Source organism: Curtobacterium sp. RM9, assembly GCF_054956955.1.
The window spans coordinates 3,136,230-3,157,075 of record NZ_CM143271.1; the positions used below are offsets into that span (position 1 = coordinate 3,136,230).

The 20,846-nt window shown below is 72.2% G+C and carries 19 protein-coding genes; 4 read left to right on the plus strand and 15 right to left on the minus strand.

Annotation, left to right across the window (positions count from 1 at the left end; all coding sequences use genetic code 11):
- Positions 1-14 precede the first annotated feature (14 nt).
- Genes alr (ACY3FI_RS14865) through glmS form a run of 4 tightly spaced genes read right to left on the minus strand, consistent with a single transcriptional unit; the run spans position 15 to position 4,501 of the window.
- Positions 15-1,175 carry an alanine racemase gene (alr, locus tag ACY3FI_RS14865; RefSeq protein ID WP_462548384.1) on the minus strand — a complete coding sequence of 387 codons (1,161 nt, stop codon included), beginning with the start codon at positions 1,173-1,175 and terminating at the stop codon, positions 15-17.
- Positions 1,172-2,275: an alanine racemase gene (alr, locus tag ACY3FI_RS14870; RefSeq protein ID WP_462548385.1), complete on the minus strand. Its 1,104-nt coding sequence runs from the start codon at positions 2,273-2,275 to the stop codon at positions 1,172-1,174. The genes alr (ACY3FI_RS14865) and alr (ACY3FI_RS14870) overlap by 4 nt, the downstream gene beginning before the upstream one ends.
- Entirely contained in the window at positions 2,272-2,646 is a 375-nt protein-coding gene (locus tag ACY3FI_RS14875; protein ID WP_462548386.1) for a holo-ACP synthase, read from the minus strand. Before ACY3FI_RS14875 ends, alr (ACY3FI_RS14870) begins: the two co-directional genes overlap by 4 nt.
- 7 nt (positions 2,647-2,653) lie before the next feature.
- Positions 2,654-4,501 (minus strand): glutamine--fructose-6-phosphate transaminase (isomerizing), encoded by a 1,848-nt coding sequence (gene glmS / locus ACY3FI_RS14880; protein WP_462548387.1) that lies wholly within the window; start codon positions 4,499-4,501, stop codon positions 2,654-2,656.
- 70 nt (positions 4,502-4,571) lie between these two features.
- Here glmS and ACY3FI_RS14885 point away from each other — a divergent pair, with 70 nt between their 5' ends.
- Together ACY3FI_RS14885 and coaA are read left to right on the plus strand one after the other, a co-directional pair.
- Positions 4,572-5,057, plus strand: coding sequence for a glutathione peroxidase (locus ACY3FI_RS14885; protein ID WP_462548388.1), 486 nt, complete (start codon positions 4,572-4,574; stop codon positions 5,055-5,057).
- A 121-nt stretch (positions 5,058-5,178) separates the two neighbouring features.
- Positions 5,179-6,123, plus strand: coding sequence for a type I pantothenate kinase (coaA, locus tag ACY3FI_RS14890; protein WP_462548389.1), 945 nt, complete (start codon positions 5,179-5,181; stop codon positions 6,121-6,123).
- 110 nt (positions 6,124-6,233) lie between these two features.
- On the opposite strand, the gene glmM is transcribed toward coaA, so the two are convergent.
- From glmM to ACY3FI_RS14940, 10 genes are all read right to left on the minus strand, one after another.
- Positions 6,234-7,610 (minus strand): phosphoglucosamine mutase, encoded by a 1,377-nt coding sequence (glmM, locus tag ACY3FI_RS14895; RefSeq protein WP_462548390.1) that lies wholly within the window; start codon positions 7,608-7,610, stop codon positions 6,234-6,236.
- Positions 7,611-7,632: 22 nt separating this feature from the next.
- Positions 7,633-8,118: a 30S ribosomal protein S9 gene (rpsI, locus tag ACY3FI_RS14900; RefSeq protein ID WP_462548391.1), complete on the minus strand. Its 486-nt coding sequence runs from the start codon at positions 8,116-8,118 to the stop codon at positions 7,633-7,635.
- Positions 8,119-8,156: 38 nt separating this feature from the next.
- Positions 8,157-8,603 carry a 50S ribosomal protein L13 gene (gene rplM / locus ACY3FI_RS14905; protein ID WP_462548392.1) on the minus strand — a complete coding sequence of 149 codons (447 nt, stop codon included), beginning with the start codon at positions 8,601-8,603 and terminating at the stop codon, positions 8,157-8,159.
- 239 nt (positions 8,604-8,842) lie between these two features.
- A complete protein-coding gene (locus ACY3FI_RS14910) occupies positions 8,843-11,533 on the minus strand; it encodes an ExeM/NucH family extracellular endonuclease (RefSeq protein ID WP_462548393.1) in 2,691 nt (896 codons plus the stop codon).
- A 157-nt stretch (positions 11,534-11,690) separates the two neighbouring features.
- The gene (locus tag ACY3FI_RS14915) at positions 11,691-11,885 is read right to left on the minus strand and encodes a hypothetical protein (protein ID WP_462548394.1); all 195 of its coding nucleotides are present in this window, start codon (positions 11,883-11,885) and stop codon (positions 11,691-11,693) included.
- 56 nt (positions 11,886-11,941) lie between these two features.
- Positions 11,942-12,652, minus strand: a complete 711-nt coding sequence (locus tag ACY3FI_RS14920) for a hypothetical protein (protein ID WP_462548395.1) — start codon at positions 12,650-12,652, stop codon at positions 11,942-11,944.
- Positions 12,646-13,458 (minus strand): ABC transporter ATP-binding protein, encoded by an 813-nt coding sequence (locus tag ACY3FI_RS14925; protein WP_462548396.1) that lies wholly within the window; start codon positions 13,456-13,458, stop codon positions 12,646-12,648. The genes ACY3FI_RS14920 and ACY3FI_RS14925 overlap by 7 nt, the downstream gene beginning before the upstream one ends.
- Positions 13,459-13,577: 119 nt before the next feature.
- On the minus strand, positions 13,578-14,018 hold the full coding sequence (locus ACY3FI_RS14930; RefSeq protein ID WP_462548397.1) for a hypothetical protein: 441 nt from the start codon (positions 14,016-14,018) through the stop codon (positions 13,578-13,580).
- An 80-nt stretch (positions 14,019-14,098) separates the two neighbouring features.
- Entirely contained in the window at positions 14,099-14,842 is a 744-nt protein-coding gene (locus tag ACY3FI_RS14935) for an MBL fold metallo-hydrolase (RefSeq protein ID WP_462548399.1), read from the minus strand.
- Positions 14,839-15,741, minus strand: a complete 903-nt coding sequence (locus tag ACY3FI_RS14940; protein ID WP_462548400.1) for a tRNA pseudouridine synthase A — start codon at positions 15,739-15,741, stop codon at positions 14,839-14,841. The genes ACY3FI_RS14935 and ACY3FI_RS14940 overlap by 4 nt, the downstream gene beginning before the upstream one ends.
- 89 nt (positions 15,742-15,830) lie before the next feature.
- Here ACY3FI_RS14940 and ACY3FI_RS14945 point away from each other — a divergent pair, with 89 nt between their 5' ends.
- The gene (locus ACY3FI_RS14945; protein WP_462548401.1) at positions 15,831-16,823 is read left to right on the plus strand and encodes an ATP-binding cassette domain-containing protein; all 993 of its coding nucleotides are present in this window, start codon (positions 15,831-15,833) and stop codon (positions 16,821-16,823) included.
- Positions 16,820-17,644 carry an ABC transporter permease gene (locus tag ACY3FI_RS14950; protein WP_462548402.1) on the plus strand — a complete coding sequence of 275 codons (825 nt, stop codon included), beginning with the start codon at positions 16,820-16,822 and terminating at the stop codon, positions 17,642-17,644. Before ACY3FI_RS14945 ends, ACY3FI_RS14950 begins: the two co-directional genes overlap by 4 nt.
- Here ACY3FI_RS14950 and ACY3FI_RS14955 read toward each other — a convergent pair.
- The gene (locus tag ACY3FI_RS14955) at positions 17,626-20,829 is read right to left on the minus strand and encodes an AfsR/SARP family transcriptional regulator (protein WP_462548404.1); all 3,204 of its coding nucleotides are present in this window, start codon (positions 20,827-20,829) and stop codon (positions 17,626-17,628) included. The two genes, ACY3FI_RS14950 and ACY3FI_RS14955, sit on opposite strands and share 19 nt — an antisense overlap.
- Positions 20,830-20,846: the final 17 nt, after the last annotated feature.

Genomic DNA, 20,846 nt, shown 5'->3' on the forward strand with positions numbered 1-20,846 from the left:
CACGCGGCCCTCGGTCACGGCTCGCTCCGCAGGTACTCGCCGACCCGCCCTTCGACGCTGTGCCCCTGGTAGACGCGCGGCACGCGGGCGCCGATGCGGCAGACGATCTCCTCGCCGATGGTGCCGAGGGCATCGCCCCACTCGAGCACGGTGAGTTCGTCGCGCTCCCCGGTGCCGAAGAGCACGACGGTGTCGCCCACCTGCACCTCGTCGTCGCCGACGTCGACCAGGAACTGGTCCATCGCGACGCGGCCGGCGATCGGGTAGCGGGTGCCGCCGATCGTGACCTCGATCCGGCCCTGCGCGAGCCGGGGCACCCCGTCCGCGTAGCCGACTGGCACGAGCGCGAGGGTGGTCTCGGTGGCGGTCCGGTACGTGTAGTCGTACGAGACCCCGGTGCCGAGCGGCACGCGCTTCGTCTTGGCGACGGAGGCGGTGAGCGTCATCACGGGTTCGAGCCCGAGGTCCGCCGCGGAGACCCCGTCCGCGCCGGGGATGCCGAACAGGTTCGCGCCCATCCGGACCATGTCCTTGCGGAACTCCTTGCGCTCGAGCCCGGCGAGCGAGGCGGCGACGTGCTCCATCGGGACGTCGAGCCCGAGGTCCTCGGCCTGCTCCACCGCGGCGTCGAACACGGCCACCGCGGCGGAGTCGTCGGCGTCGGAGGCCTCGGCCAGGTGGGTGTACGCGGCGACGACCTCGATGCGGCCCGCACGCTGCGCCTCGACCGCCAGGGTCACCAGTTCGGGCCAGGTCTCCGCGGTCGCACCGTCGCGGTGCAGGCCGGAGTCGACGCCGAGGTGCACACGCGCCGGTCGCTGGTCGACGGCGTCGATCACCCGCTGCAGCTCGGCGGCGTTCGAGACGCCGAGGTCCACCGCCGAGTCCACGGCGTCGCGGAAGTCGAGCGCCGGGTCGTGCTGCCACGTGAAGAGGTGCACGTCCTCACCGACGCCGATCGACCGGAGGCGCAGGGCCGCGGGGACGGTCAGCACGCCGATCCACCGCACCCCGGCGTCGACCGCGGCGAGCGCGATGGGCTCGAGCCCGTGGCCGTAGGCATCGGCCTTCATGATCGCCATGACCTCGACCGGGTCCATCCAGTCGCGGACCAGGTCGAGGTTGGCCCGGTACGCGTCGAGGTCGATCTCGGCGCGGCGCAGCGGCGCGTTCACGTCGTCCTCCGTTCCACGCTGCGGCCGACCCGGGCGACCACCTCGTAGTTGATCGTGTCGATCGCGGCCGCCCACTCCTCGACCGCGGGGTCGCCCGCCGCAGGGTCGCCCCAGAGCACGGCCTCGTCGCCGACCCGGACGTCCGCGTCGCCGATGTCGACGTGCATGGCGTTCATCGCGACCCGCCCCACGACGGGGAAGCGGCGGTCGCCGATCCGGACCGAGACGTGGCCCCCGAGCCCGCGGTCGAAGCCGTCCGCGTACCCGAGCCCGATCACCGCGAGGCGGGTGTCGGCCTCGGCTCGCCAGGTGTAGCCGTAGCTGACGCCCTCGCCCGAACGGACCGGCACGGTGCGGAGGACGGCTGCCGTCACGCGCATCGCGGGCCGGAGTCCGAGATCGGCGGCGGTGCGGTCGGGGAAGGGGCTCAGCCCGTACAGCGCGAGTCCGACCCGGGCGACGTCGTGCCGGGTCTCCGGGACGGCGAGGCTCGCGGCGCTGGCGGCGAGGTGGACCATGTCGGGCACGATGCCGTTCACGGCGAGGCCGTCGAGCGCGCGCTGCAGTGCGGCGTCCTGGTCGAGGTCGTCCGAGCGCGAGGCGTTCGACAGGTGCGACATCACGCCCTCGACCCGGGTGCGCGCGCCGGACCGGACGAGCCGGCCGGCGGTGTCGAACAGCTCCGCCCACTCGGACTCGACGGCGCCGTTGCGGCTCAGGCCGGTGTCGACACAGACGTGCACGGCGGGGACGTCGGAGTCCGCTGCGGCGGCGAGCTGGGAGACGCTCGACACCGCGGGGGTGATGTCCCACTGCGCTGCACGGCGGAAGTCCTCGTCGGGCGCGTGCAGCCACGCGAGGATGCGGACGCCCTCGTCGATGCCGGCCCGTCGGAGCGCGATTCCCTCGTCGATGTCGGCGACGCCGAGCCACTCCGCGCCGGCGTCCACGAACGCCCGGGCCGCCTCGGCCGCGCCGTGCCCGTACCCGTTCGCCTTGACGACCGCGATGACCCCGGCCGGGGCGACCTGCTCGGCGACGGTCGCGTAGTTCGCGATCAAGGCCTCGCGGTCGACCGTGATCCCGGTGAACCCGCTCACGATTGCTTCCCTTCGATGACCACGAACGCCGTCGCGATCCCTCCATCGTGCGACAGCGACAGGTGCACGCTCGACACCCCGCGCCGGTCAGCGACGTCCTGCGCGCCGCGCCGGAGGGTGAGCGACGGGTTCCGCTGGTCGTCCGACACGACCTCGAGGTCCTGCCAGCTCAGCCCCGCGCTCGACCCGAAGGCCTTGATGAGCGCCTCCTTCGCGGCGAACCGGGCCGCCAGCGACGCGACCGGCCGCGGCTCCCCGTCGCGGAGGAGCTCCGACGGGGTGAACAGCCGCGTCCGCATCGCCGGCGTCCGGTCGAGCACCCGCTCGAACCGCGCCAGGTCGACCACGTCGACCCCGATGCCGATGATCACGGGACGCCTACTCGACGGTGACCGACTTCGCGAGGTTGCGCGGCTGGTCGACGTCGAGGCCCTTGGCCGCGGCGAGCTCCATGCCGAACATGTGCAGCGGCGCGACGGCGAGCAGCGGCTCGAACAGCGGCGTCGCGAGCGGGATGCGCAGGACCTCGTCCGCGAAGGGCAGCACGGCGGCGTCGCCCTCTTCGGCGATGGCGATGACGCGGGCACCGCGGGCGCGGATCTCCTGGATGTTCGAGACGACCTTCGGGTGCAGCGAACGCGGGTCGCGCGGGGACGGCACGATGACGAAGACGATCTGGCCCGGCTCGATCAGGGCGATCGGCCCGTGCTTGAGCTCACCGGCAGCGAAGCCCTCGGCGTGGATGTACGCGAGCTCCTTCAGCTTGAGCGCACCCTCGAGCGCGATCGGGTAGCCGACGTGGCGGCCGAGGAACAGCACGCTCCGGGTGTCCGCCATCCAGCGGGCGAGGTCCTTGATGCCGGACGCGTCGTCGATCGTCTGCTGCAGCTTCGGGGCGAGGCCCTCGAGCTCGGCGACCTGCTCGGCGATCTGCTCGGCCGTCAGCGTGCCACGGAGCATGGCGAGGTGGAGCCCGAGCAGGTAGAGCGCGACACCCTGGGCGATGAAGGCCTTCGTCGAGGCCACGGCGACCTCGGGCCCGGCGTGCGTGTAGATCACGGCGTCGGACTCGCGCGGGATCGTCGCGCCCTGGGTGTTGCAGATCGAGAGCACCTGGGCACCCTGCTCGCGGGCGTACTTGACGGCCATGAGCGTGTCCATCGTCTCGCCGGACTGGCTGATCGAGACGACGAGCGTGCGGTCGTCGAGCACCGGGTCGCGGTAGCGGAACTCGTGCGCGAGTTCGACCTCGACCGGCACGCGGGCCCACTGCTCGATGGCGTACTTGCCGAGGATGCCGGCGTACGCCGCCGTGCCACAGGCGATCACGATCACGCGGTCGACACGGGCGAGCCGGTCGGCGATCGGGTCGAGGTCGGTCAGCGTGACGGCGCCGTCGTGCACGCGGCCGAGGATCGTCTTCGCGACGGCCTCGGGCTCCTCGCTGATCTCCTTCGCCATGAAGGACGACCAGCCGCCCTTGTCGGCCGCCGAGGCGTCCCAGTTCACCTCGAACTCGCTCGGCGTCGCCGGGGTGCCGTCGAAGTGGATGACGTCGACGCCGTCGGGACGGATCGTGGCGATCTCGTCCTGCCCGATGGCGAGGGCGCGCTGCGTGTACGCCACGAACGCGGCGACGTCGGAACCCATGAAGTTCTCGCCGTCGCCGAGACCGACCACGAGCGGGGAGTTGCGCCGAGCACCGACCACGACGCCGGGCTGGTCGGCGTGCACGACGAGGAGCGTGAACGCGCCCTCGAGCCGCTGCACGGCCTGCTGCATGGCGGCCGTCAGGTCGCCGGTGGCGCGGAAGGCCTTCCCCACCAGGTGCGCGGCGACCTCGGAGTCGGTCTCGCTGGCGAACTCGACGCCCTCGGCCACCAGCTCGTCGCGCAGCGAGGAAAAGTTCTCGATGATGCCGTTGTGGATGAGGGCGAGCTTGCCGCCGTCGGCCAGGTGCGGGTGCGCGTTGCCGTCGGTCGGGCCGCCGTGCGTCGCCCAGCGGGTGTGCCCGATGCCGGTGCTGCCGTCCGCGATGGGGTTCGACTCGAGCTCGTCGACGAGGGCCTGGAGCTTGCCCGCCTTCTTCGCGGAGACGAGGTCACCCGGTCGGTCGACCACGGCGATGCCCGCCGAGTCGTAGCCGCGGTACTCGAGCCGACGGAGACCACCGAGGAGCACGTCCTGGCTGCTGTTGCTGCCGACGTAGCCGACGATTCCACACATGGCTCCGATCCTACGGTCTGCCTGGGGAGCAACCCTGCATGCCAGCAGAAGTGGGGATACCGTTTGGCACATGGGACGCTTCGACGACATCGGGATCACGACGCTGCACGGTGAGCAGACCACCTTCGGGCAGTACGCCGACAAGGCCGTGCTCGTGGTGAACGTCGCGTCGCGCTGTGGTCTCGCGCCCCAGTACGAGCAGCTCGAGGCGCTGCAGAAGGAGTACGGCCCCCGCGGCTTCACCGTCCTCGGGTTCCCGAGCAACCAGTTCCTGCAGGAGCTCGGCTCGTCCGAGGCCATCGACGAGTACTGCTCCACCACGTGGGGCGTCACGTTCCCGATGTCCGAGAAGGTCAAGGTCAACGGCAAGGGCGCGCACCCGCTCTACCAGGCGCTCAAGGAGACCCCCGACGCGTCCGGCAAGGCCGGCCGGGTGAGCTGGAACTTCGAGAAGTTCCTCGTCGCCCCCGACGGCACCGTCACCCGCTTCCGTCCCACCACGAAGCCGGACGCCCCCGAGGTCGTCGCCGCCATCGAGGCGGCCCTGCCCGCCTGACCCACCCGCCCGCACGACCGGTCGCGTCCTGTGGACACGCACCGTGCTCCGGACGGGAGGCGCGGATCACCGCAGCCGGTCGCCTCACCTGCGCCGCGCCTCCCGTCGGTACGCTCGTGCCATGCCGATCACGGAAGCCACCGTCGCGCACCCGACCCCGTTCGTGGAGATCCCGCGCGACGAGTGGTCCCAGCTCGCGCCGAAGGAGCACCTGTCGCTCACCGAGACCGAGATCGTGCAGCTGCGCGGTCTCGGCGACCGGCTCGACATGCAGGAGGTGCAGGAGGTCTACCTGCCCCTGTCCCGCCTCCTGACCCTCTACGCGGCCGGCGCGCGCAACCTTCACGCCGAGACCAGCCGGTTCCTCGGCGAACGGGCCGGTCGCACCCCGTTCGTGATCGGCGTCGCCGGCTCGGTGGCGGTCGGCAAGTCCACCGTCGCGCGTCTGCTCCGTGAGCTGACGAAGCGCTGGCCGGACACCCCGCGCGTGGAGCTCGTGACGACCGACGGGTTCCTCTACCCGAACGCCGAGCTCGAACGGCGCGGGATCATGGACCGCAAGGGCTTTCCGGAGTCCTACGACCGACGGGCGCTGCTGCGGTTCGTCAGCCAGGTGAAGAGCGGAGCCGCCGAGGTCCGGGCGCCGTTCTACTCGCACCTCGTCTACGACATCGTGCCCGACGCCGAGATCGTCGTGCGGCAGCCGGACGTCCTCATCGTCGAGGGGCTGAACGTGCTCGCGCCGCCGGTGCACGGGCGGTTGGCGCTGTCCGACCTGTTCGACTTCACCATCTACGTCGACGCGAAGACGAAGGACATCGAGTCCTGGTACGTCGACCGGTTCCTGGCCCTGCAGGAGGAGGCGTTCGCGAGCCCGGACTCCTTCTTCCACCGGTTCGCCTCGCTCTCCCGCGAGGACGCCGTGCAGACCGCGACCGAGGTCTGGCGAGCGATCAACGAGCCGAACCTCATCGAGAACGTGCTGCCCACGCGCTCCCGGGCGACCCTCGTGCTGAAGAAGGGCGCGAACCACAAGGTGAACTCGGTGCTGCTCCGCAAGATCTGACGCGGGCGCGTCGCAGGCCAGGTCGACGTCGCACCCCCAGACGAACGACGCACCCCGGTGGACCGGGGTGCGTCGTTCGTGACGGGGTGCGGAGCACCGGGCGGCTCGTCCTATGCGGCGTCCTCGGTCGTCAGCCGGTCGCGCACGACGTCGACGAGCTCGTCGGCGACGCGCTGGGCGTCCTCCTGCGAGGCCGCCTCGACCATCACACGGACGACGGGCTCGGTGCCGGACGGCCGGAGCAGCACACGGCCGGAGTCCCCCAGCGCGTCCGTCGCCGCGGCGATCGCGTCCTGCACGCCCTGGTCGTCGAGGCCGTGCCGGTCGACGCCGCGCACGTTCACGAGCACCTGCGGGAACACGGTCATGCACGAGGCGAGCTCCTGCAGGCTCCTGCCCGTGCGGGCCATCTCGGCGACGAGGTGCAGCCCGGTGAGGATGCCGTCGCCGGTGGTCGCGAACTCCTGGAAGATGATGTGGCCGGACTGCTCGCCGCCGAGCGAGAACCCGCCCTCGTTCATCTTCTCGAGCACGTAGCGGTCGCCGACGCCGGTCTCGAGCACCGTGATGCCCGCGTCCGCCATGGCCCGCTTCAGCCCGAGGTTCGACATGACCGTCGCGACGAGGGTGTCGTCGACGAGCTCCCCGCGCTCCTGCAGCGACAGCGCGAGGATCGCCATGATCTGGTCGCCGTCGATCGCGTTGCCGGCGGCGTCCACCGCGAGGCAACGGTCGGCGTCACCGTCGTGGGCGATCCCGACGTCGGCCCCGTGCTCGAGCACCGCGCGGGCGAGGTTGTCGATGTGCGTGGAGCCCACACCGTCGTTGATGTTCATGCCGTCCGGGTCGGCGCCGATCAGCGTGACCTGCGCACCGGCGTTGACGAACACCTCGGGTGAGACGCCCGCGGCGGCCCCGTTGGCGCAGTCGAGCACGACGTGGATCCCGTCGAGCCGGTTCGGCAGCGTGCCGAGCAGGTGGACGACGTAGCGGTCCTCGGCGTCGGCGAAGCGCGTGATGCGGCCGACGTCACCCCCGGTCGGCGTCGGCGCGGACTGGTCGTGCATGGCCGCTTCGATGCGGTCCTCGACCTCGTCGGGCAGCTTGCGGCCGCCCGTGGCGAAGAACTTGATCCCGTTGTCGGGTGCGGGGTTGTGCGACGCGGAGATCATCACGCCGAAGTCGGCGTCGACGTCCGCGACGAGGAACGCCGCAGCGGGGGTGGGGATGACCCCGGCGTCGAGCACGTCGACGCCGGCGGAGGCGAGCCCGGCCGCGACCGCGGCACCGAGGAACTCGCCGGAGACGCGCGGGTCGCGCGCCAGGACCGCACGGGGGCGCGGTCGACCGGACGCCCGGCGGGCGTCCGCATGGTGTCCGTGCGTGAGCACGGCCGCGCTGGCCTGGGCGAGACCCAGAGCCAGCGCGGCCGTCAGCTCGCCGTTGGCGAGGCCACGAACACCGTCGGTACCGAACAGACGCGGCATTGCGATCGGGTTCGTCGAGCGACTAGCGCTTCGAGAACTGCGACGCCTTGCGGGCCTTCTTGAGACCGGCCTTCTTGCGCTCGATGACGCGGGCGTCACGGGTGAGGAAGCCGGCCTTCTTGAGGGTGGCGCGGTTGTTCTCGCGGTCGATCTCGTTCAGCGCACGCGCGATGGCGAGGCGGAGCGCACCGGCCTGACCCGAGGGGCCGCCACCCGTGATGCGGGCGGTGACGTCGTAGGCGCCGAGGAGCTCGAGCACCTTGAACGGGTCGTTGATGAGCTGCTGGTGCAGCTTGTTCGGGAAGTAGTCCTCGAGGGTGCGACCGTTCACCTTGAACTCGCCGCCACCGGGGACGAGGCGCACGCGGGCGATGGCCTCCTTGCGGCGCCCGACGGCACCGCCCGAGACGTTGAGGATCTGACGGGGAGCGGCCTCGGCAGCGGCGGGTGCGCTCTCCGTGGTGAAGCTCTCCGGGGTCTGGTCGAGGGAATCAGCGATCTGAGCCATGAGTGTTTTCTGTGTCCTTGAAGTCGTCGTGGCCGGAACTACTGTGCGACCTGGTCGAAGGTGTACGCCTTGGGCTGCTGCGCGGCGTGCGGGTGCTCGGCGCCGGCGTAGACCTTCAGCTTCTTGAGCTGCTCACGGCCGAGGGTGTTCTTCGGCAGCATGCCGCGGATCGCCTTCTCGACGGCGCGGGTCGGGTGCTTCTCGAGCATCTCCGGGTAGGAGGTCGCCGTGAGGCCGCCCGGGTAGCCCGAGTGGCGGAAGTAGACCTTCTTGGCGAGCTTGGAGCCGGTGAGGGCGACCTTGTCCGCGTTCACGATGATGACGTAGTCACCCATGTCCATGTGCTGGGCGAAGGTGGCCTTGTGCTTGCCGCGCAGGAGCGCCGCGGCGTGGGTGGCGAGACGGCCGAGGACGACGTCGGTCGCGTCGATGACGATCCAGTCGTGCTGGACGTCTGCCGGCTTCGGGGAGAACGTACGAGTCACAGGAGTGCTGCTTTCGTGTCGAGGTGAGGAGTCCGTGAATCCCGCTCCGGTGGGTGTTCCGCTGGCGATGCCGGTGGAACGGCCCGGTGGAGGGCTCATCTGACTGTCCGGCGCACGGGGCGCACAGACCAAGGTGAGAGCCTACCCGACGCGACTCGCGTTGTCGAACGTGGTCCGGGACGGACTGGAGGCGCGGTGCCAGCCGGCACCGCGCCTCCAGTCCTCATCGGGTCACGCGGTCAGCCGAACAGGCCCCGCAACCACGCGACGAAGGCCAGCACGCTGGCGATCGCGTCCGCGATCGCACCGCCGGTGCCGTGCCCACCGCCGTGACCGCCGCCGTTGCCGTTGCCCGGCTTGCCGACGCCCGGCAGGTCGATGCCGACCAGGATCGGGTCGTGGTCGCTCGCGCGGTACACGTCGTCGCGGTAGAGGTCGGTGACGTTGTAGTCGTACCGGCTGTACTCCAGGCCCACCGACTCGACCGAGTTGATGTTCCAGATGTCCACGCCCGTCACGGTCGCGAGCGCGGCCTCGGAGGCGAAGACGTGGTCGAGCGACCCGCTCAGACCACCGAAGACGTACGACCACTCGGTCGGGTCCTGGGTCGGCCCGAGGTCGGTGTAGCCGGCCTGGTCGAGGGCGACCACCGGGTCCTCCTGGCTGTAGGCGTTGAAGTCACCGATCATGAACACCTTGTCGGTGCCGGCCTGCCGCTGCATCGCCGTCGAGAACGTGACGAGCGCCTTCGCCTGTGCGACGCGGGAGGCGTTCGAGCCGCCCTGGCCGTCACCCTGGTCGGCGTCCGCTCCCGTGCCGGACCCCTTCGACTTGAAGTGGTTCGCGATGACCAGGAAGGTGTCCTGCTTCTTCGGCTTGTCCGCGCCCTTCCCCTTGCCGGGCTTCTCGACGACCGGCGCGAAGGCCTGGGCGAGCGGCTGGCGGGCGTTCGCGAACGCGGCGGAGTCGGTCAGGATCGTCGACCCGCCGACCGGCTGCACGCGGTCCTTCTTGTAGATGATCGCGAGACGGATGACGTCCTCGCTCGCGGGGAGCTTCGCCGGGGACTTCGCGAACGCCCAGGTGTCCTTGCCGGTGGCCGCGTTCAGGGCGCCCACGAGCGTCGCCACGGCCGCGTCGCGGTCCTGACCGAAGCGCGCCGAGTTCTCGATCTCCTCGAGGGAGACGACGTCGGCGCCGAGCGCGTTGATCGCCTCGACGATCTTCACCTGCTGACGGGCGAGGTCGTCGGCGTTCGCGGCGCCGCGGGCATCGCAGCCGCCGCGGACCGTCACCGGGTCGCCGTCGCGGTCCGTGTAGTAGGTGCAGCCGGTGAGCTGGTCGCCGGTGGTCGGGAAGTAGTTGAGCACGTTGAACCCGGCGAGGCGGACGTCGCCGCCGACGTTCTCCGGGGCGGCGGTCCGCACCGCCGAGAACGACGCGGGCAGCTCGGCCGCCGGGGTCGCACCCGTGATCGGGGTGGTCGGCTGGAACTTCCACGAGTCGTTGCGGTGGTCGAGCACGACGGGCTTCGTGAACGTCGCCGTGGCGCCGACCGTGACCGGGCCCTGGGTGAGCCACGAGACCGGGATCGACTGGTTCGCGGCGCTGAGGAAGTTCGTGCTCGCGCCGTCGTCGAGCGTCACCGAGCGGCTCGCGTTGTCGGCCGCCACGGCTGCCGCCTCGGCGCTGCCCGGACGGGCGACCTCGGTCGGCTGGACGAGGCGCTGCTTCCCGCTCGCCAGCACGATCTCGCCGTACTGGTTCGTCGTGTAGTTGTCCGCGACGGTGTAGTCGCCCTGCGGTGCGACGAGCATGCTCTCGAGCGACTCGCGCTGCGCGTCGCTCCGCGGGAGCGTCAGCGTCGCCGGGACGGGCTGTACGACGCCGGCGGCCGGGAGCTTCGTGAGCCCCGCGGCCGTCGGGACGGTGAGCTCGGTCAGGCCGTTGTACTCCGAGACGGTGCCGGTGAGGCGGACGGCGTCGCCGATCGCGACGCTGCCGACCGTGGCCGACGAGAACACGAAGACGGCGTCCGATGCGGTGTGCGTGGCCAGGTCGATCGCCCCGCCGGTGCCCGCGGTCTGGATCGTGTAGCCGTTGAACCCGCCGGTCGGGTAGACCGCCGTGACGACGCCGTCGGTGGTCACGGTCCCACCGACGAACGGCGAAACGGCCCCGGTGCCCTGCAGCTGCGCAACGGTGACCTGCTCGGCCGGTGTCGCGGGCTCGGTCGGCTCGGACGGCTCCGTCGGTTCCGTCGGGTCGGTCGGCTGACCCGCGGTGTCGCCGGCTGCGTTCTCCGGGGTGACCGACGACCCGAGGCGGAAGTCCGCCGCGTTCGAGTCGGTGTCGGTCGTGCCCGCGCGGGTCAGGGCGTCCGGCACCGAGTTCGCCGTGCCGGTCGGTGCCGGGGCGGTCTCCGAGGTGTTCGAGGTGCCGTAGCCGAGCAGGTCCACCACGCCGGCGGTCCCGGTCGTGACCGATCCGGTCGGCAGCGTCAGCGCGGTGGCCTGGTCGGCGAGGACGAGGGTCCCGGCGGATCCGGACGGGTTGAGCCCGGTGACGGCGTCGGGCTCGGGCAGCGCGGCGCCGTTCGTGCCGTTCGATCCCATCTGCACGAGGTACGTGCCGTGGGCCGGGACGGATCCGGCGAGCCTGCCGACCGACGGGGCGCCGGTGCCGGTCGCCGAGCGGTACTGGACAGACCAGCCGTCGACGGTGACGGGGGCGTCGGTCGGGTTCGCGAGCTCGACGAACTTGTTCGTGAAGGGCTGGTTCGCGCTCCCGCCCTTGAGGTAGGCCTCGGCGATGACGAGGCCGGTGCCGGTGGGGTCCGCGCTGGCGGAGGAGACGGAGACGAGTGGTGCGGCGACGATGGACGCGGCGACCGTGGCGCACAACACGGTGCGCCCGACGAGCTTCGGCATGCTGACCTTCGGTGAGGGGTCGTGGACCCTCGAACGCTACCGACCTGCGGGGGTGCTCAGGTTTCGCGCAGGTGAACTCCTCGTTCCACCCCCGTCCGGGGTGCGCCGACAGGGCGACGCCGCGGCACGCGTGAGCCGCCTCGGCACACCCAGTCCGTCAGCGATCAGCCAGGACGCGGACGAGTGCGACGAGCGACGCGATCACGAGCCAACCTGCCACCTGCCCCCTCCGCTCGGCCAGGACCAGCCCACCGGCCCCCGCCGCCAGGGCGACCATGCACGCGACAGCTCGTACCGCCCCGCTCTGGCCGGTCACACCCACCGTGAGGACGGCGAGGGTTGCGACGATCACGAGGCAGACGCTGGCTCGGCGCCGGGCGCTCCGTCTCCGTTCATTGGTCCGCACCATCACTGCGCTCGTTTCGATCGGTACCAACCGAGTACGAACGGCAGGACGATCCACAGGACGGCAGCGGTCAGAGCGGGGCCGATGGGCCCCGAACCGGTCAGTGCCGACTGGACGGAACTGAACTGCAGGTACTGCCCGACCGGATCCACGAAGCTCAACGACGTGTCCACGACCAGCACGACGAGCACGCACCCGACGAGTCCGAGCGCCAGGGACCGCACACTCGCTCCGACCCCGAGCCCGAATGCACCAGAAGTGATCGCGAGGGTCGAGAGCTCTGCGACAGCGCTTCCAGCTCCGCCGAGGGTTGCGTGACCCCCGAGGACGAGACTCACGCCGGTACACGACAAGGCGATCACGACGGTGGCGAGCACGAGTCCGACGACGAAAAAGGCACCAGCGGCCGCGCGAGCAAGATAAGCCCTTCCTCGCGGGATTCCGGCGGTGATCGCGTCGCGCTCGCTGCCACCTTCGGGATCCCCGACCCCGACGACCACTCCGACGACGGCACACGCAAGCGCCGCCGGGAGACCCGTGGTGACGATGACCTCTCCGACTCCGAACTCCGCCGCCCGCGTCACGACGGAGGTGGCCAGAGCACCGGCCGCAGTCACCAGCGCCGCGAGCGCACTCCAGCCGACGATGGCCGCGCGGGTGTCGGTCCGCTTCCGGACTTCGATGACGGTGAGCCGCCCGAACCCGATCACCACGACACCTCCGCGAGGCACTCGCCGGTGACTGCGGTCTGGTACAGCGAGTGCAACGAGTCCGTGACCAGTTCTGCGTTGTCGACGTCCATACCGAGATGCACGGCGATCCGCACGACATCGGCGACGGCGGCCTCAGCCACCACCCGCCCCTGCTCGACTCGAGCTGCGATGCCCCGCTGCCGCAGAGCGTCGAGCAGCTGCCCCGGCGCGGCGACGACCACCCGGCTCAGGCGCTGCGAGGGCTCCCGCAGGGGACGCAGCTCCACCACGCTTCCCTGACTCATCACGATCGCCGCATCGACGAGCGGTTCGAGCTCTTCGAGGAAGTGACTCGAGACGACGACCGTGACACCGTCCTGCCTGAGAGCGCGGAGGACCGACCTCATGAACGCCATTCCATCGGGGTCGAGACCGTTCATCGGCTCGTCGAGCAAGACCAGCATGGGCTGTCCGATGAGCGCTGCAGCCAGCGAGAGCCGCACCTTCATCCCGAGCGAGAGCGCACCTACGCGACGCCGCATGATCGAACCGAGACCGACGCGAGCTGCGACCAGGGCGACATCGTCGATCGGGAGGCCGAGGTAGTCGGCGCGCAGTCGGAGTGTCTCTTCGACAGTGCGGCCAGGGTGCAGCTTCAGGTCGCTGAACACTGTCCCGACCGGCGACCCTCGTTGCCAAGGAGCTCCGGCCAGCTCTCCGCTGTCGAGCGTCAGCAGTCCGGCGAGGACGCTCAGGAGCGAGGACTTGCCGGCACCGTTCGGCCCGATCAGGCCGTAGACGTGCCCCGGCTCGAGCTGCAGTGTCACCGATCGCAGACGAGGGCGTGAGCGGCCGCGGACCCCGGCGTCGAGGAGTTCGACCATCGAGCACTTCCTTCCGTTGGAGGGAGCGGGCCGGTGGGCCGACCCGCTCCCTTGTCGATCGATCAACCGAAGAAGTAGTTCCAGAGCGCTGAGAAGATCTCGTTGATGCCCCCCTGAGCAACGAAGGAGATCCCGGCGCGGATCCAGCTGGCAAGGCCGTTCCACCAGTTCTTGAACGAGTTGAAGCCACCGCGGACGGCGTTCTTCATCGCAGGGACGATCGACGGTGCATTCTGCTTGATCCAGTCGATGATCGGTTTGATCGGGATACCACGCCGACCGTCTCCGGGAGCCTCCGTCGGCACCGGTGACGGCAGGACGGATCCGACGCTCGTGCCGAGAGCACGGTCGCCAGCGCTTGTCTGCACGACCAGCGCCGCCGATGTCGTGCGGACATCGGGTGTGGTGAGCGTCTGCGCGGAGGCGACCGTGCCTCCGACCGGCGCGAGCAGTGCCCCGACGACGATGCCGCTCGTGATCGCTGCGATCCGGATGGACTTCATGTGTTCCCCACTTCCTGTCAGGAGTTCTGACGGGAACACACTGGCACACAGTGTTTCAGTATTTCAAGACCTTGCACCGGTCAGGGAACGGGCACCCACTCGCTCCCCACCCGGTGCACCGCGGGGCCGTGCCCCGGCAGCACGATCTCCGGGATCGGCAGCGCCCGTGCCGACTCGAGCGCCGTCCGCTGGTCCGCGGTGAAGAACGGCGTGATCATCCGCGGACGCGGTGCCCACGACGCGGGCTGCGTGTCGTGGTGCGTGACCACCGCGTCCCCGGTGACGATCGCTCCGGCAGCGGGCAGCAGGTACGCCGTGGACCCGACGGTGTGCCCGACGGCGGGGAACGGCGTGATCGCCCGCCCGGCGAACGAGGCGCCGGTGAACGCCTGCGCCGTCGGCACGAGCACGGGCCGGAGCGCGTCGGAGCGGATCGCCCGCGCGAGCCACCGGAGGGTGCGCGGGGCCGCGAGCCGCCCGCCGATCTCCGCCGGGGTCACCTGCTGCCGGTGCGGCCCGCGCACGTTGTCGAGTTCGTCGGCGTGCGCGAGGACCTGGACGTCCGGGTGCTGGCGCAGGATGCCCGGGATCCCGCCGACGTGGTCGACGTGCCCGTGCGTGACGTAGACGCGACGCAGGTCGGCGACGTCGTGCCCGGCGTACCGCACGGTGTCGAGCACGAGGTCGGCGTCCGCGGGGTAGCCGGCGTCGATGAGCGCGACGCCGTCCTCCTCGGCGAGGACGACCCAGTTCGACACCGGTCCCTCGACGAAGACGACCCCGGGGGCGACGGAGACGACGGACCGGGGTTCGCGGGAGCTCATGCCCCGACGGTACCGGCGCCCGGCTCGTCGTCGGACCGGCGCGCGCGGGTCTGGGTCGCCCGCGCCGCGAGCTCGTCGTCCGCCGGGTAGCCGACCTCGGTGAGGGTCAGCCCGATCGCGGGCGCGACCTTGAAGGCGCTCGTGCGCTGCTGGGCGACGCGCAGCTCCTCGAGCTGCTCCGGCCCGAAGCGCCCCTCCCCCACCGCCATGGTCGCCCCGACCATCGCCCGCACCATCGAGTGGCAGAAGGCGTCGGCCTGGAGGCGCGCCACCAGCACACCGTCCGGCTCGCGGTCCCAGCGGAACTCCTGCAACGTCCGGATGGTCGTCGCCCCCTCGCGCGGCTTGCAGAACGTCGCGAAGTCGTGCAGCCCCAGCAACCGCAGCGCACCGCGCTCCATCGCCGCCGGGTCGAGCCGCGCCGGGTGCCAGAGCGTGTGCCCACGCCGTCGTGGATCGCGCGGGGCGTCGACGTCCGCGACCCGGTACTCGTAGCGCCGCCAGAGCGGGGAGAAGCGGGCGTCGAACCCGGCGGGCGCGACCGTCGCCCGCCGGACCACGACGTCTCCCTCGGGAGCGGCGATGCCGTTCACCCGCCGGACCAGCCCGTCGAGCGAGGTCCGCGGCGGCCCGTCCGGCGACGACCGGCGCGGTCGGGTGAGGGCGCCCCACTGGTCGGGCGTCAGGTCGAGGTGGGCGACCTGCCCGGTGGCGTGCACCCCGGCGTCGGTGCGCCCCGCGACGGTGAGCAGCGGCGGCTCCCCCCAGCGCGTGAAGACGGTGGCGAGGGCGGTCTCGAGCGCGCCCTGCACGGTGCGGAGCCCGGGCTGCCGGGCCCACCCGGCGAAGGCCGCGCCGTCGTAGGCGATGTCGAGCCGCAGGCGCACCGTCTCACTCACACCCCCACGCTACCGACGTCAGCGCCGCGTCAGTGCCGCGTGAGTGCCGGGCGGCAGCATCGTCCTCGACATCGACGAAAGGAACCGCGATGACCACTGCACCACTGGCGGTCGAGGCCGTCGGCCTCGTGAAGACCTTCGGCACGAACCGCGCCGTGGACGGCGTCGACCTCCGTGTGGAGGCCGGCACGGTGTACGGCGTGCTCGGCCCGAACGGCGCCGGCAAGACGACGACCATCTCCATGCTCGCGACGCTCCTCCGTCCGGACGGCGGCGAGGCCCGCGTGTTCGGCCACGACGTCCGGCGCGAACCCCAGCAGGTCCGGAGCCTGATCGGCGTGACCGGGCAGTACGCCAGCGTCGACGAGACCCTCAGCGCGACGGAGAACCTCGTCGTGTTCGCCCGGCTGCTCGGGCTGTCCCGCGCCGATTCGAAGCGGAAGGCGGGCGAGCTGCTCGAGCGCTTCGCCCTGACCGAGGCGGCGTCCCGTCCCCTCAAGGCCTTCTCCGGCGGCATGCGTCGTCGGCTCGACCTCGCCGCGAGCCTCATCGCGCAGCCGCCGCTCATCTTCCTCGACGAGCCGACGACGGGGCTCGATCCGCGGACACGTGCGCAGATGTGGGACACCATCCGGGAGCTCGTCGCGACCGGCTCGACCGTCGTGCTCACCACGCAGTACCTCGACGAGGCGGACCAGCTCGCGGACCGCATCGCCGTGATCGACCACGGCCGGGTGGTCGCCGAGGGCACCGCGGACGAGCTGAAGGCGTCGATCGGCACGGCGTCGCTGCAGCTCCGGCTCGTCGACCCGCTGCGACTCGACGCGGCGCGCACCCTCGTCCGCACCACCCTCGGCACCGAGGCCGTCGCGAGCCCGGAGGGCTCCCGCATCACCGCGCCGATGACCGACCCCGACCGCGTGACGGACCTCCTCGTGGCGTTCCGCGAGGCCGGCGTCTCCCTCGCCGAGATGAGCGTGCAGAAGCCCACGCTCGACGAGGTCTTCCTCACGATCACCGGCACGCCGACCGCCCACGCGGACGCCGCCGACCAGCACGCGCTCGAAGGGAGCGTCGCATGACCACCCTCACCACACCCGACCGCACGGCGGTCCACCCCCGCCCCGGTGTCGGTGGCACCGGCCTCGCGGCCACCGTCCGGCAGTCGTTCACGATGGCGTACCGCGGGTTGATCAAGGTCCGTCGCACGCCGGAGCAGCTGTTCGACGTCACGCTCATGCCGATCGTCTTCACCGTGATGTTCACGTACATCTTCGGCGGCGCGATCGCGGGGAACGTCGGCGCCTACCTGCCGATCATCATCCCCGGCATCCTCGTGCAGACGAACATCACCTCGTCGATCGTCACGGGCGTGCAGCTCCGCGAGGACATGGACAAGGGCGTGTTCGACCGCTTCCGGTCGCTGCCGATCGCCCGGATCGCCCCGCTCGCCGGCGCCCTGCTCGCCGACACCGTGCGGTACGCGATCGCGACGACGATCACCTTCACGGTGGGGATCATCATGGGGCTGCGACCCGCGGGCGGCGTCGGTTCGGTGCTCCTCGCCGGGCTGCTCGTCGTCGTCGTCGCCTGGGCGATCAGCTGGGTGTTCGCGTACTTCGGCGTGGTCGCCCGCACCGCGTCGAGCGTCTCGGGCATCTCGAACCTGGTGCTCTTCCCGCTGACGTTCCTGTCGAACGCGTTCGTCCCCGCGGACACGCTGCCGGACTGGCTGCGCTGGTTCTCCGAGGTGAACCCGATCTCGCACCTCATCACGGCCGTGCGCGACCTCGTGAACCACGGCACGGTGGGCGGCGACCTCTGGCTCAGCCTGCTCGGTGCCGCCGTGGTCGTGGCGGTCTTCGCCCCGCTGACGGTGCGCGCCTACATGCGGAAGGCGTAGCGCAGCTCCCCGAGCAGTGCGAGCGTCTGCGTGACGGCCTCGGCCCGGTCCCAGCCGGCCGAGGCCGTCTCGGCGTCCGCGAGCCGCTGTTCCCCGACGACCGCGGCGAGCACCGGACGGACCCGGGCGTGTGCCAGCACGGCGAAGTCCTGCCGCGAGCCGAACCGCGTCGCGACCGCCCAGCACCGGGCCGCCTCGTCCGTCAGTCCGACGCGTGCCGCGGCGATCGCGAGCCCGACCATGGCGGTCCCGACGACCGGCAGGTCCGGCCACGTCGTCTCCAGCCGGAGCTGCACGATCGTCCCGACACGGATGCGGTCCGCCACGGCGCGTTCGTCGTCCTGGAGGCGCGGCGCGCCCCCGTCGGACCGGCTCGCCGCCGCCTCGTCCACGGCAGCGATCAGGGTGGCGCCCGCCATCACCGTCCAGTGCGGCGTGCGCCGGCGCGCCCGCAGCGCGAGGTCCCACGCCGACCGGTAGACCGCGGCGGCTCGCTCCGGATCGCCCTCGGTCCGCGCACACTCGGCGGTGATCGCGGCGGCGAGGACGTCGATCTGGGCGCGGTCGTCGTCGAACGCACCCCTCGCCGCCGGCGGACGGTCGCGGAGGTCGGCGGCGACGGCACGCGCACGGGCGGTGTCCCCGGTCGCTGCCGCGGCGAGCCCGACCGTCCAGCTGATCTCCCAGAGGTCGTCGTCGGCGCCGAACCGTTCGAGCTGCACCCGGGCGGTCTCCGCCGCGGCGAGCGCCTCGGCGTACCGGCCGTTCTGCGCCGAGAGCTGCGTGGTGGTGACGGCGCCGGAGCCGGTCGTCCAGGCGTCGCCGGTCACCACCGAGAGCTCCTGCGCGCGGACCGCGTAGCGGAGGGCGGCCGCGGGCTCCCCGCCGTTCTCGGCGAGCGGGGCGCTGACCATGTTCGCCATGCCCGCGACCGCGGGGTCCGGGTCCGCGCGGAAGCGTTCGAGCAGCGCGGAGCCCTCCGCCGGCCGGCCGAGGGTGAGCAGCATCGCCCACTGCGCGTCGAGCGGCGGGTGGCCGCTTCCGCCGGAACGCCGGAGGCGCCGCAGCGTCGAGATCGCCCTGGCCGTGGTGCGCCGGTCGGTGAAGGCCGCCGAGGCGCCGCACACGACGAGCCCGGCGACGGTCGCCGCCCGGTCCGCCTCGGCCGGGACGCGCGACCGGAGGGCGTCGACCACGTCGGGCGCGATCGCCACGACCTCGCCGTGGGCGCCGCGGAGCGTCCAGTAGCCGCCGAGGGCGGCGAACACGTGCGCGACGGTCGGCACGTCGTCGTCGCGGAGCGCCCAGCGGAGGAGCGTGACGAGGTTGTCGGACTCGCGGCGGACGTCGTCGAACGCCGTGACCTGGCCCGGGCCGAACAGCGTGAAGAGGTTCCGCGTGCTGGCGGTCTCCCGACCCCAGACGGTCATCGCCGTGCGCACCTCGGCCGTCGCGCCGCGCTCGTCGAGCCGAGCGGCGCCGAACTCGCGGACGGTCTCGAGCAGCCGGTAGCGCACGGGCTGCCCCTCGGACTCGACGAGCTGCACGAGCGACTGCTCCACGAGTTCGGCGAGGTCGTCGAGCGCGTCCCCACGGCGCCCGGCCGGTGCGACGGCTTCGGCCGCATCCACCGCGACGCCGTCGGGGAAGAGTGCGAGCCGGGTCAGCAGGTCCTGCGCGCCGGCGTCGAGCAGTCGCCAGCTCCACTCGATCACCGCGAGCAGGGTGCGGTGCCGTTCGGGAGCGCTCCGGTCCCCGCCGCGGAGCAGGGCGAACCGGTCGTCGAGGCGTCGTTCCACCTCGTCCACGGACATCCCCCGGATGCGCGCGGCGGCGAGCTCGATCGCGAGCGGCGAGCCGTCCAGCCGCGTGCAGATGCGGCGGACGGCGTCCACCGGCAGGACCGCCCCCGGCCGCGCGGCCCGTGCCCGCTCGGTGAACAGCCGGACCGCGGCCCCGTCGGCCTCGACGGGCAGGGGTGCGAGCGGCGCGACGACCTCGCCGGCGATCGCGAGCGGTGCCCTCGAGGTCGTGAGCACCCGGAGCTCCGGGTCGGCGGCGAGCAGGTCGGCGGCGAGCGCGGCAACCCCGTCGACGAGGTGCTCGCAGTTGTCGAGCACGAGGACGGTGGGTCCGTCGCCGAGCGCCCGGACCACCCGGCCGGTCACGTCGGCGACCACCACGTCCCGGAGCGTGCGGGCCGACCGCACCTCGGCGATGCCGAGCAGCGCGGCGAGCGCGGGCACGACGTCCTCGGCCGCGCCGAGCGGGGCGAGCTCGACGACGACCACGGCCGTGGTGGGCGGCAGCCCGGCGGCGACCGCCTGCGCGAGGCGGGTCTTGCCGAGCCCACCCGCACCGAGGATCGTGACGAGGCGGTTCTGGGACAGCAGGTCGGTGACGGCGGCGAGGTCCGCCTCCCGTCCGACCAGCGTGTTCGGCGCGGCCCGCAGCCCGATCCGCCGGGCCGTCCCGACGGCCGGGACGGAGCGGCGGAGCAGCTCGGCGTTGAGCCGGACGAGGTCGGCCGAGGGGTCCGCGCCGAGCTCCTCGACGAGTCGGTCGCGGTGCGCGGCGAAGACCGCGAGCGCCTCGCTCGTCCGGCCGGCGGCGTCGAGCGCACGCATGCAGCCCGACACGGCGAGTTCGTCGAACGGGTCCGCCGTCGCCTCCGCGAGCCACACCGTCGCCGCGGCCTGCGCGTCGCCGGCGTCGAGGAGGAGGCCGGCGAGCCGTCGTCCGAGCGAGCGCCGCACCGCTGACGCCCGTTCGGCCAGCGCCGTGCCGGTCTCGCCGTCCACGTCCGCTCCCGGCTCACCCCGCCAGGCGTCGAGCGCGGCGCGGACCACCTCGACGTCGTCGCTCGTGGCGGCCCGTTCGGCGTGCAGGAGGTCGATCTCGTCGTCGCCGAGCGCGTACCCGGTGCTCGTCGAGACCACGAGGCCCGCGGCCGTGCTGCGCCGGAGCCGGGACACGAGCGTCTGCAGCGCCGCTCGGGCGCCCCGCGGCCGGTCGGTGGGCCAGAGCTCGTGGATGAGCGCATCGGTCGTCACGGCGTGACCGCGGGCGAGGACCAGCGCGACAACGAAGACCCGTGTGAGCGCTCCGGAGAGGGCGACGGAACCGCCGTCCGGGCCCGCGACCGTCACCGGTCCGAGCACGGCGATGCGGGAGGCGGGCGGCACGCTCGGAGTCTACGGAC

Excerpts from the sequence above, each read along its gene's own strand:
- glmS (WP_462548387.1), bottom strand. The coding sequence starts at position 4,501 with ATGTGTGGAATCGTCGGCTACGTCGGCAGCAACAGCAGCCAGGACGTG.
- ACY3FI_RS14885 (WP_462548388.1), top strand. The coding sequence starts at position 4,572 with ATGGGACGCTTCGACGACATCGGGATCACGACGCTGCACGGTGAGCAG.
- coaA (WP_462548389.1), top strand. The coding sequence starts at position 5,179 with ATGCCGATCACGGAAGCCACCGTCGCGCACCCGACCCCGTTCGTGGAG.
- glmM (WP_462548390.1), bottom strand. The coding sequence starts at position 7,610 with ATGCCGCGTCTGTTCGGTACCGACGGTGTTCGTGGCCTCGCCAACGGC.
- rpsI (WP_462548391.1), bottom strand. The coding sequence starts at position 8,118 with ATGGCTCAGATCGCTGATTCCCTCGACCAGACCCCGGAGAGCTTCACC.
- ACY3FI_RS14910 (WP_462548393.1), bottom strand. The coding sequence starts at position 11,533 with ATGCCGAAGCTCGTCGGGCGCACCGTGTTGTGCGCCACGGTCGCCGCG.
- ACY3FI_RS14930 (WP_462548397.1), bottom strand. The coding sequence starts at position 14,018 with ATGAAGTCCATCCGGATCGCAGCGATCACGAGCGGCATCGTCGTCGGG.
- ACY3FI_RS14935 (WP_462548399.1), bottom strand. The coding sequence starts at position 14,842 with ATGAGCTCCCGCGAACCCCGGTCCGTCGTCTCCGTCGCCCCCGGGGTC.
- ACY3FI_RS14945 (WP_462548401.1), top strand. The coding sequence starts at position 15,831 with ATGACCACTGCACCACTGGCGGTCGAGGCCGTCGGCCTCGTGAAGACC.
- ACY3FI_RS14950 (WP_462548402.1), top strand. The coding sequence starts at position 16,820 with ATGACCACCCTCACCACACCCGACCGCACGGCGGTCCACCCCCGCCCC.